This window comes from Fibrobacter sp. UWH9 (assembly GCF_900129715.1).
Classification (GTDB): domain Bacteria; phylum Fibrobacterota; class Fibrobacteria; order Fibrobacterales; family Fibrobacteraceae; genus Fibrobacter.
In genome coordinates this window covers 43,056-54,597 of sequence record NZ_FQWP01000007.1, presented here as the reverse complement: position 1 = coordinate 54,597, position 11,542 = coordinate 43,056, and the positions used below count along the sequence as shown (strand labels likewise).

The following is an 11,542-nucleotide window of genomic DNA, read 5'->3' as shown; positions in this document are numbered from 1 at the left end:
TAATCTACGGTCGAACGATAGAACCGGCCCAATGATCGTCAAAGAAGGCTTGGAACAGATGTTCCGGGCCTTTTTTCAATTCCTCGATGACTTCGGAGGCGGGGCGGCCGCTACGGTACAGCATACGGTAGGCCTGTTCCAGGTTGCGGATACGTTCTTCGGGGAATTCTTCGGGATGGAGGCGGAGAGCATGGAGATTAAGACCACAATAACGGATAGGGGTTCCCGATGCCTTGGTACACGGAGGGACGTCGCGGTCCACCTTATAGGTTCCGCCCACGAAAGCGTATGCACCCACCTGGTTGCGCTGCTGGATGGCAGTAACGCCACCGATGGTAGCGAACTCACCGATGCGAACATGACCGCCAAACTGGCAACCATTGGCGATAACGGCACCGCGGCCAATCTGGCAGTCGTGACCGATGTGGGAATAGGCCATGATCAGAACCTGGTCGCCGACGCGGGTGCAACCTCCCCCCTGGACGGTTCCGCGGTTTAACGTACAGTATTCGCGGATGGTGCAGTGGGCGCCGATTTCTAGGCGGGTTTCTTCCCCGGCGTACTTCAGGTCTTGTGGGGGCGCCCCCAGAACGGCACCATCATACACATGGGTTTCAGGTTTGATGTTCACTCCGCCATACACATGTACCCTGGATTCCAGGACCACGCCTTCTCCGATTTCAGCCCCTTCATCTACCAGGCACCAGGGCCCAACAACAGCAGAATCGGGGATTTTTACAGAAGGATGGACAAATGCGGAAACGTGAATCATGGCAAAAAAGTAGAAATTTCCTAAATTTGCGAACACCATGGGTAGTGTAATTATCGGCAGCCTCACTGCACTCTATGTGCTCCTGTTCCTATTCTTTGTAATAGGGCTGTTGAAGACGCACCGTTACAAGGGTGTGAAGGCCACTCCCACCGTTTCTGTGGTGGTCCCCATGCGTAATGAAGAGGAATTTGCCCTGCGCACCCTGGAGGCCCTGGCGGTCCAGGATTATGTGGGGGAATGGGAAGTAATCTGCGTAGACGACCGTTCTACGGATTCTACCAGGGAGATTCTCGAGAAGTTTGCCGCAGACCATCCGCGATTCCGTGTGCTTTCGCTGGACCCGAACCTGCCCCAAATCGCAAGCCCCAAGAAGCGAGCCCTGGAAAGCGCCTTCAAGATTGCAAAGTACGAAGTGCTCTTGACCATGGATGCCGACTGCATTCCCCGCAAGAGCTGGATTACCGCCATGGCGGGCCGCTTCGTAGACGGAATCTGCATTGTCCAAGGTCCGAAACAGAATAACGGCACCCGCACCATGCCTCACCTTTTCCAGAAACTGGAAACCCTGGGCTACACCGCCATGGAAGCCGCCGGTTTCAGCTGGGGACACCCCATCGTGGCAAGTGCTGCCTGCCTGGCCTACAAGAAGGACCTGTTCTTTGAAGTGGGCGGATTCGGCGACCTGATTAATTTGAGCAGCGGTGACGATGACATGCTCATCCACAAGATGATGAAAATTCCGGGAACCAAGGTCTGCTACAACCTGGACAGGGAAGCGGTTATCGAGACGGAACCGGTTCACACGTGGAAGCAGCTCTTTAACCAGCGCGCCCGCTGGAGCAGCAACGGCACCAGCTACGAAAGCAAGCCGTACATTTTGATGCTGACCTTGATTTACACCTATTACATCTGGATGTTTATCAGCCCCTGGTGCGTGGTGTTCTTCGATTGCCCCTGGCAGTGGTGCGTGTTCAGCATCTTGCCGAAGATTGTCATCGACTTTATCTTCCTGGGAATTGCATCCTGGAAGTTGCATAGCAAGCGCAAGATGCTTGCGTTTATCCCCACGGAACTGATCCAGATTCCTATGATCGTGTTCTGCGTGCCGGCAGGAATTACCGGACTATTCAGGTGGAAATAAATCCTTAGAGGTAAAACTGCTCGCAGTTTTACGTCAGTTGTTCACGGGACCAAATGTTTATTGCAACCGCTCGCGGGCCCAGGACTGGGCGGCATCGGCATCGGCGATTTCGCCATCCAACTGCAGTTCAAAACTTTTCTTGATCAGCTCGCCCATTTGCTTGCCGGGCTTTACACCCAGATCCATCAGCATCTTGCCAGTGAGATAGGCCGTAGGCGCCTTTTCGTAGACACCCAGTTCTTCGGCGCGGACCCTGAAGGCCTGTGCGTAGGTGTTCCGAGTTTCTTCGGCGTACAGGGTATTACTCTGCAAGAAAGCGATATACAGGCGGAGTCCGGAAAGTTCCACCGACAGACGACGGATTTCGGAATCCCGGGGAATGCTTTCGCCAGGCTCATACCTGAAGGCATTTTTTAACAGCAGGGGAACACCGCGAACCAATTTGATTTCGTTGGTAATGCGAGCCAGGAACTTAAGAACCGCTTCTTCGCAGGACTTCTCATCAGAAGCAGCGGACGCATTACCGGCAAGCAAACCGGCAAACATCAGGACCATCCGTTCTTCGTCGGAAAGATCCTGGACGGCGGAAAGATTGTTGAGGAATTCGCCAAGAGTTTCCCAGCTAGAATCATCTGCAGCGCCATTCAAGGACAGGGGACGAATTTCGGGGAAGTATTCATCCAGCTTAATGTCGAGGAAAGCGCGAAGGCCGAGAGAGGGCTTACCGGGTTTCAGCAACCACTTCTTGAATTCTTCGAAAAGACGTTCGATGGACAAGTCATCAAGCGAAAGGGTGCGGCACATTTCAACCGTTTCGGGAGCTAGCTTAAGCTTGAAGCGGCTAGCAAACTGCACTCCGCGAAGAATACGCAAGGAATCTTCGGCAAAGGCGGGCCCCACATGACGAAGAAGGCCGGCCTTAAGATCTTCCACACCATTATAAGGATCGCAAAGAGTCAGATCCGGCAGTTCCATGCCCATGGCGTTGATGGTAAAGTCGCGACGGAGGGCGGCTTCCTTGAAAGTCAGACGGGCATCGGTCTTGACCACAAAACCGCGATGTCCGTAACCCACCTTGCTTTCGGTACGGGGGAAAGAGAAATCGAGAGACTCCCCTTTCATGGCGAGATGGATGACACCAAAAGCCTTGCCAATCAAATTGCAACGACCAAACTTGGACAGAATGGCAATCAAGTCATCCTGCTCCATGTCATACACTTCGATGTCGTAGTCACGGCAGTTACCGCCCAGCATGGCATCGCGGACCCAACCGCCCACCAAGTAGGCACGACCACCGGCCTCGCGAATTTCGCCCGCAATTTTCAATAAACGCTGGGGCAGGCCCGGTTCAAAAGTTTCACCCGAAAGAGTTTGCACTGTGGCCATGAATCACCCTACTGGAAGTTGGAAACATCACTTGCAGAAGTATCGGCAGGTACCTCATCCGCAGACGGAGCGGTTCCTGCACTTTCGGACGGAACAGTCTTGCTTCCGTAGCGGTCATAGATGCTCACCGTTTCCTGCCCTGACGAATCACCCAATGCATCTGAAACAGAAATTTCACGAGGGGATTCGTCAGCCGCGGCAGTTCTAGACTCAGCAGACTTTGTCGAATCCGTTGCGGCAAAGCGGTCATAAATGCTTTTACGAGATGCGGCTCCATCTGCCTTTTTCAAGGCTTCCTCTTCACGGCAGACACGAAGTTCTTCTTCTGCATAAGCTCGCTGGTCAGGAGAATAGGCCATGGTATTCAGACGATATTCCATTTCTTCGCACACGAGACCTTGACGTTCCCCTGCGCAAGCATTCAGCAGTACACTTATCACGAACAACAAAAAAATCAGACGTACCATCCAGCAAACCCTCTAATGGATAATAATGAACTTGCCCTTCTTCACCTTTGAAGAATTTTTTACAACATAATAATACACGCCAGGTGCCACCAGATTTCCGTCTAATCCGCGACCATCCCATTCAACGCTGCCCCCCAGTGTATCATCTTTTCGGAAGGAACGAATCAGGGAACCGCCACGGTTATAGATGCTAACAGATGCGCCTTCTGCAATATTCGCAATAACGAATCGGTTATGGACAGCAGGCCTGAAGGGAACGGGATAGGCATAAACGTCGGCCTTTGCCGAATCGGTCATATTCTTCGAGGAGTACTTGAGATTCTTGTTGTAATAACGGCTGACGCCACTGGCATGAGTAAACCAGACCACCCCAAGGGTATGGTCAATGGAAAGGTCCGTTACGTCATTGGACAACATACCGCTCTTTACATTGTAGGACTTGACCGTCAGCGTGTCGGGAGACTTGTTTTTCAGGGACAGACGATAGGCGCCCTGGTCTGTCGTACCTAACCACAGGTTGCCATGAATATCCACGTCAATGGCAGAATATTCGGAAGCACGCAGACCGTTCGTCGACTTGGGCGACACAAGCGTATCCTTGTCTTTTTCATTCTTGTCCAGATAGTAGAGCGATGATTTCGTAATCACCCACAGGCGATCCCCAATAGAGTCGTAAACCATATCCACGGGAGTAGATTCCAGGGGGATAGATGTTTCTATGGTAGCACCGGACAGTTCACCCCCATTGTTCTTGGGAGAAGGAATTCGAATGATGTCAAGCCCGCCATCGGCAGCGATCGCCGTGCCCTGTCTTGAACCCACATACAGAAGCCATGAACCATCTTCATCGATCGTTGCGTAGAGAGGGCCAGCCATTGAAGTTTGCCCCACCTGGCTTGCACAATAAACTTCGCCATTGGTCTTGAAATAGTTTATGCTGTACTTCTTTCCGTTGGAGGTCGTCGTCAAGAAACCGGAACTGTCCGGCGCAGGTGTCGACCCGACAGAAATAACATACTGCAAGGGATTTCCGAGGTCATCATAACGGCCTTCAAAGTAGTTATCCAGGCAGGCGCCGCTATTCAGCCCAACGGAGAACTGCTGATCCAGCCCCCAATTTATGAACATGAAGAAGCCGAAACCCCAGATGTGGAAAAAGGTATGGCCATCGGGCAGCACCGATATGGACTTGATGCGGGCATCAAATGCAGCAGATTGACTACCGATCCCAGGCAGAGGATAAGACAGGTCGCTCCACGGTGCAACACCCCCATAGCTAATCCCGCCTTCCGTAGTACCAACAACGACACCACCGGTAGGCACGGCATGAACTTCATAGGGTTCCCCCAGCGGGAAATCATTGAACAGTGACAGGTCTGTTAGGGAGTTAAGGCTAGGGTCATAAAGGAAGACAGCCTCATCGCCAACCAGGAAATACTTGTCTTGGGCCTTCTCGATCCATCGAGTCTTTCTGACGACGGTAGTATCGTAAATAATCTCCTGGTTTCCCGCAACCTCGATAGTGTCAATGGGAGTCGCACTAATTGTATAGCTGGGGTCATCAATGATATCCCCTTCGATATTTATAAGGTTGGAGTCCTTTTCGACCAATCCATTCACCAGAGACGGATCTTTAACCTTGCTCCATGACAAAGGATCAAAAAGTTTAGCATCCCCGCCCACATCATACCAGTCCATTTCGCGAACATAGGACTGTTCGCCAACATTCACGTAAAGAGAATCTCCGTGAACCACAAGTTTCTGGATATTATCTGCAGACAGATTGTATTCACCAATTCTGTCGATTGTTGCAATAGAGGTTTTCGTAATCAAGTCAAAAAAGGCCAGACGGTCTTCAAATGCAATAACAATGATGGAATCGGCAAGAGCGGCTCCATCAGGCAGCACTCTAGACTTATTGGCGACGTAAGACCTATTCAGTACTCCCCAAACATTTCTTTGGGCGTCCAATGCGGCAATCAGACCGAACTTGGAAATGGCATAAATCCGTTCTTCATAGCCGACAATGGCGTGGAATATGGCCTCTTCCAATCCGTCTTCAGAATGAAATACGCGATCACCGTCTATGGCGCGGTAACGGATACCTCCGTCAGTCGCCAAAAGAATACCCCCACCATAGGGGATGCAACTTCTAACAGGAAAGGGCTTAGAAAAAGTAAGCCAGCTCTCCGCGGCAAAAGCCTGGGCAACAGTCAGAAAGACAATCAGTAGTAAGGTATAGAACTTCACATTACAAAATTACGAAATTTCATTGTTCCTCGTAAGCAAATCCTCCAAAAGAACCATTGGAGCATCAATCTTTTCAAGGATGGCATCCCTTTGCCGCTTTTCTTTGCGCATTTTATTTACAGCCCTGCAGCGAAGCTTGCTTAGGTACCCCCTATTTCTCGTCAGAATCCGGGCCGCATCCTTCAAAAGAAAACCTCCAAGATACGTCAGTTCCGTAACGAGGGCTTCTTCTGGATTGAGCACCTGCATAAAAGTCTTGAGCAGCGCGGCAGCCTTGTTCTCGCGGGATTCATTACGAAAATGGACCGAAGACTGTTCGGGATAAACATCGTACGCCGCCTGATTTTCCCTCAGCACAGAAAAGGGCAGAACCATTTTCTCCCGACGGTAAAGATCGAAGTGGGTACACAACGTTACCCTATAAAACCAGGGCCAAAGTGCGGTATCCAAATTAAGATTTTTCGCATATTTGCAAAACTTCAGCGCAACCTCCTGAAAAAGATCATCGGCGGCCTCTTTTGTACTACTCCGCTTGCAACATAGTTTGTAAATTTGTGGGGCATTCTTGCGCCAGATATTCTCTAGCCGAATGGATACTTCTTCTGAAAAAATTCGCGTATTTTCCATAGTCAGAACGGGAATTTTGACAGAGTGTTTTCAGTTGAAGTCAAATCTAGGAAACCCTATGCGTAAAAAAACGATTCTTGATTATTTTGTCAACAACTGTTTGCAAAATGCTTCATTTTGCATTTTGCTACTGACTTTACCCTTGACAAGCTTCGCCGAAGAATTCAACATGAACAACATGCCCCCTCCGGACATGAGCATGACCTATTCGGCAGGGGAACTGGCTGCAGGATCAAAACTTACCGTCAAAATCACCATTCCCGACAACTGGCACGTAAACGCCAACATTGCCGCCGACGAATTCCTGAAACCCTCGTCCATTGACGTCTCCGCCCAAGGAATTTTCTTTGGCGAACCCGTCTGGCCCGCCCCCATCAAGGAATACAGCGAGGCTCTGGACCTTGAAAACCTGGTATTCCGCGGCGAGTTCCAGGTCATCCTCCCCATCGACAGCGTAGAAAAGAACTTCGACAGCCTCTCCACCACCATCACCTTCCACTACCAGGCATGCGACAATTCCATCTGCCTGGCACCCGCCCAAAAGACCATATCGCTGGACGGGAATACTTTTGGAAAGGGGAACGCAGGCAACGGGGACGCTAACCTAAAAAAAAATGGTAAAGACGGGGATGAGCCGCAGCAAGTAAACGCTACGGAAGAAAAATTCGACATCATCATGGAATTCCAGCAGGAAGAAACCGCTGGAACAGACGCCAAAACCGTTGCAAGTGAAGCCACAGCAAACGAAGGCACCGCAAGCGAACCGCAGACCGCCGCAGAAGAAAGCGCCGCTGAAGTCGCCGCCGTTGGAGAAAGTGCCGCAGACTCCGCCGCAGGTTTCGCCGGCACCCTAGCCCTCCTGTTCTTCGCCTTCGTCGGTGGCATCATCCTGAATCTGATGCCCTGTGTTTTGCCGGTGCTTTCGCTGAAAATTTTCAGCCTCGTCAAGCAGGCCGGGGAATCCCGCAGCCGCCTGCTGGCATCGGGACTCAGCACCACCGCAGGCATCCTCTGCAGTTTCTGGGTGCTGGCAGCCATCATCAGCGTCATCAAGATTGGCGGCGGAAATGCCGGCTGGGGAATGCAGTTCCAGAGCGCAGGCTTTATCGCCTTCATGGTGGTGATCCTCACCGCCTTCGCCATGAGTTTCTTCGGACTGTTTGAAGTGTGGCTCCCCTGGGGAGCCACCACCAAGATGGATGCCGCCGGCAGCAAGGGCGGCCTGGCAGGCGCCTTCTTTACGGGAGCGCTGCTTGTTTTGCTCAGCACCCCCTGTTCCGCACCCTTCCTGGGAACCGCCATGGGATTCGCCTTTACCGCAAGCCTGCCGGTACTGTTCCTATTCTTTACGGCAGCAGGCATCGGACTTGCCCTCCCCTATCTCCTGGTCAGTTTCTTCCCCGCCGTTCAGAAACACTTGCCCAAGCCGGGAATCTGGATGACCTACCTGCAGAAGGTCATGGGTGTTTTACTTCTGGCCACCGTCTGCTGGCTTCTCTGGGTCGTGAACGAGCAGGCAGGTTCTGCAGGCGTAGGAATCTTCGCAGTTATCGCTGTAGTATCTGCAGTGGCCAGCGCCCTCATCGGGAAAATCGCCCCGCCGGGTGTAGCCTTCAGCCGTGAAGTGGTCGGATTCGCAGGCGCCATTGTGATTCTTGCCGGTCTCTGGTTCGGCGTTCTCGCACCCCGCTACGAAAACGTAGTCGTCGATCGTTTCAACGCCCGCATGGCAGAACAGATGACAGAAGACGGCTGGTTCCGTTACAGCCCCGCCCTCATAGAAGAATTCAAGGCCGCCGGGCGCACCGTATTCATCGACGTTTCCGCCGACTGGTGCATTACCTGCAAGGCAAACGAAGCCGCCGTCCTTAACCGCGAAGAATTTACCGACGCAATGAACAAGCTGAACGTGGCCCGCGTCAAGGCGGACTGGACCCGCGAAACTCCGGAAGTGAATGCATTGCTCCGCAGTCTTGGAAAATCTGGCGTACCCGCTTATGCAGTATACCCCAAGGGCGATGCAAGCAAGCAGATTGTCTTCCCAGAACTGCTGACCACAGGTGCCATCGTCGAAAAGATTACTGGCAAGTAAAGTCCTTTTTCCGTATAAGAAAAGCCCGCGGTTTAAATCCCGCGGGCTTTTTGCGATTTCTATAAGTAATCCCCGACATTGTCGGGGATCCCATTAAAAATTAGCGCTTGCCTTCCTTCTTATATCTCTCAATACATTCCTGGTAGAATTCATAGGTCTGCTGAGCGATGGCCTTCCAGCTGAAGACGTCGATAGCGCGCTTGCGGCTCACTTCGCCCATCTTCTTTGCCATTTCGGGGTTGGCCAGAATGGTGTTCAGCTTGTTTGCGAAATCGGTCTGGAATGCCTTGGGGTCGGCGGGTTCGAAGTTGGTCTCGGAAACAGCCTTCAGGGGAACCAGGAAGCCAGTTTCGCCATCCACGATAATTTCGGGAATGCCACCCACGGCGCTACCCACCACAGGAGTACCGCAGCTCATGGCTTCAAGGTTGATGATACCGAAAGGTTCGTAAAGGGACGGAGTTGCAAAGACAGTAGCGTGGCTATAGAGCACACGGAGTTCTTCATGAGGAACCGGTTCCTGGATCCATACAACACCTTCGCGGGTCTTCTGGACTTCTTCAATGAGAGCCTTGCATTCGTCGGCCAGTTCCTGAGTGTCGGGGGCGCCAGCGCAGAGAACCACCTGGGCGTTCTTGTCGATCTGGGGGATAGCTTGGATCAGCTGGCTGATACCCTTCTGACGGGTAATGCGGCCCACAAACAGCACGAAAGGCTTCTTCGGGTCTACACCCCACTTTTCCAGGATGCCTTCGCTGAAGGTGGGCTTGTAGAAGTCGGGATCGATACCGTTGTAAATCACCTTCACACGGTCTTCGGGAACGCCATAAAGCTTCATCACGTCGCGCTTCATGCCCTGGCTAACGGCGATGACACCGTCGGCGGCTTCGTAGGCGGTCTTTTCGATCCAGCAGCTCATGGCATAGCCACCGTCGCCCAGCTGTTCAGCCTTCCACGGGCGGTGAGGTTCCAGGGAGTGGGTCGTCAAGATCAGGGGGCACTGCAAAAGGCGGGAAGCCAGGACGCCACCGAAATGGCTGTACCAGGTATGGCAATGAATGACATCGATGTCATCCATGGTAGCTGCCCACTGCAGGTTAATATCCAGGGGCTTGAAAATCTTCTGGAAACGGTCATCCTTGGGATTCAGGCCCAACTTACGGCTAAAACCGATAGCACGGATATTGTCGGCGTCATCGTTCTGCACGCCAAAGCAGCGGGCTTCCACATGGCAAAGCTTGGCCAATTCCTGGGTCAGGAACTTGACGTGGATACCGGCACCGCCATAGATTTCCGGCGGGAATTCATTAGTAAGGATAGCTGCGTTCATAAATGTCTCCAGTGGCGGAAAAATCCGCCATTCGCACTAAATATACATCTATTTCCTTAGGCCAAAAACGCTAACTAAAAAAAGATTCCCCGACTTGCGCCGGGGAATCCTTGGAGTGTGTTATGTAGAGATACTTTTTATCAGGCTAGAAGTTCTTGCACTGACCCTTCCAGTTACCCGGGCCACCAACGATGGGGCCGTTGATGTAGGCACCACTGGTACCGACGAAGTCAGCCTTACGGAAGTCTTCGCCACCCAGGTGCCAACGCATCCAGGCAACGGTAGCAGCCATGCCGCCCCAAGGACCGGAACCGTGGCCCCAGCCACATTCGCCGTTCTGGCATTCAGGATTTGCACCGACCGCACCACCAGTCATCTTGATAAGGCAAGCGGGAGCCTTGACACCCGGATTACCGTAGTCAGCTTCTGCATTGGGGCGTTCCATACCACCTTCGCCATAGACGATGGCGAAAGTCTTGGTTGCAGGAACCTTAGTGCCATCCACATGAGCCATGTCGCCACTGTTGTTCAAGACTGCAGTAATCACGCGATCGTCATTGATAAGCATTTCTTCGGACTGGAGACCACCCATGGAGTGACCGGATGCACCCACCTTGGTCATATCCAATTTCTGGTACAGGGGGTCGCCCGGAGTATTGTTCTTCTTTTCGAGCCAGTCGAGAGCGGGCTTGCCGCGGCCAGTACCATCCGGAGATTCGCTAGTGGCGATTACAACGAAACCGTGGGAAGCAAGGCGACGGATAATGCCTTCGTATTGTGAGGGGCTAGAACCGCCACCTGGGCCCCACAGCACAACGCCATGTTTCTGGGTTTCGGAAAGTCGCTTGGGATAAGCAAGAATGGCTCCGCCGTTATCACCGGTGTTTGTGAAGTATTCCACCTCCATGTAGTCCTTGTTTTCGTCGGTATCGTTAGCAAGGAAGATACCCTTAGGAGCTTCCTGGACCACAGCGCTAGAGCTTTCCGGAGCGGATTCGCTTGTGCTGGAAGCCGGTTCAGTTACGCCGCCCTCAGAATCGGAACTTGTCACGACATCGGAAGGATTGTTATCGGTAGGAACGTCACCTTCAGCAGGAACATCACCGCCTTCTGCGGGGGTGTCGCCACCTTCGGCTGGAGTATCACCAGTGGGGGGAACAACTTCACCTTCTCCACCAACGTCACCATTTTCTTCACCGGTAATCGGATTGTCAGTAGGATCCATAGCGGCAGAAGATTCCGGATTAGTATAGATAATTTCACCCGTAACCGGGTCAACCATGGGTTCGCCAGTTACCGGATCGATTACCGGTTCGCCAACCACAGAGCTGGAAGACAGACCACCAAGGGCGCCGTCTACAGCATCTGCTACAGAATCACCACAGTTCATGAATGCCAATGCACTTGCAGTAACAAATGCCAGCTTGACCACCCTAATAAAATTCTTTTTCATTTTTAACTCCTTTTATTCCATCAC

Annotated in this window: 9 protein-coding genes; 2 read left to right on the top strand and 7 right to left on the bottom strand. The window is 52.3% G+C overall.

Annotated features, from left to right (window positions below; genetic code table 11):
* Positions 1-4: 4 nt before the first annotated feature.
* Positions 5-772, bottom strand: coding sequence for an acyl-ACP--UDP-N-acetylglucosamine O-acyltransferase (lpxA, locus tag BUB94_RS07960; RefSeq protein ID WP_073159197.1), 768 nt, complete (start codon positions 770-772; stop codon positions 5-7).
* Positions 773-809: 37 nt separating this feature from the next.
* On the opposite strand from lpxA, the gene BUB94_RS07955 reads away from it, so the two are divergent.
* A complete protein-coding gene (locus tag BUB94_RS07955; RefSeq protein ID WP_073235779.1) occupies positions 810-1,913 on the top strand; it encodes a glycosyltransferase in 1,104 nt (367 codons plus the stop codon).
* Positions 1,914-1,970: 57 nt separating this feature from the next.
* Here BUB94_RS07955 and BUB94_RS07950 read toward each other — a convergent pair whose 3' ends face one another.
* From BUB94_RS07950 to BUB94_RS07935, 4 genes are read right to left on the bottom strand one after another with little or no spacing between them, the layout of a single operon-like run.
* Positions 1,971-3,299 carry a CCA tRNA nucleotidyltransferase gene (locus BUB94_RS07950; protein ID WP_073235776.1) on the bottom strand — a complete coding sequence of 443 codons (1,329 nt, stop codon included), beginning with the start codon at positions 3,297-3,299 and terminating at the stop codon, positions 1,971-1,973.
* An 8-nt stretch (positions 3,300-3,307) separates the two neighbouring features.
* Positions 3,308-3,766, bottom strand: a complete 459-nt coding sequence (locus BUB94_RS07945) for a hypothetical protein (RefSeq protein ID WP_073159083.1) — start codon at positions 3,764-3,766, stop codon at positions 3,308-3,310.
* A gap of 12 nt (positions 3,767-3,778) precedes the next feature.
* Positions 3,779-6,016 (bottom strand): T9SS type B sorting domain-containing protein, encoded by a 2,238-nt coding sequence (locus BUB94_RS07940; RefSeq protein ID WP_073235770.1) that lies wholly within the window; start codon positions 6,014-6,016, stop codon positions 3,779-3,781.
* A 9-nt stretch (positions 6,017-6,025) separates the two neighbouring features.
* Complete coding sequence (locus BUB94_RS07935) at positions 6,026-6,643, bottom strand: sigma-70 family RNA polymerase sigma factor (protein WP_073159087.1); 618 nt, start codon at positions 6,641-6,643, stop codon at positions 6,026-6,028.
* A 169-nt stretch (positions 6,644-6,812) separates the two neighbouring features.
* Here BUB94_RS07935 and BUB94_RS07930 point away from each other — a divergent pair, with 169 nt between their 5' ends.
* Positions 6,813-8,735, top strand: coding sequence for a protein-disulfide reductase DsbD family protein (locus BUB94_RS07930; RefSeq protein WP_073235908.1), 1,923 nt, complete (start codon positions 6,813-6,815; stop codon positions 8,733-8,735).
* A 100-nt stretch (positions 8,736-8,835) separates the two neighbouring features.
* Here BUB94_RS07930 and glgA read toward each other — a convergent pair whose 3' ends face one another.
* Together glgA and BUB94_RS07920 are read right to left on the bottom strand one after the other, a co-directional pair.
* A complete protein-coding gene (gene glgA / locus BUB94_RS07925) occupies positions 8,836-10,065 on the bottom strand; it encodes a glycogen synthase (RefSeq protein WP_073159089.1) in 1,230 nt (409 codons plus the stop codon).
* A gap of 145 nt (positions 10,066-10,210) precedes the next feature.
* A complete protein-coding gene (locus BUB94_RS07920) occupies positions 10,211-11,518 on the bottom strand; it encodes a poly(ethylene terephthalate) hydrolase family protein (protein WP_073235767.1) in 1,308 nt (435 codons plus the stop codon).
* Positions 11,519-11,542 lie beyond the last annotated feature (24 nt).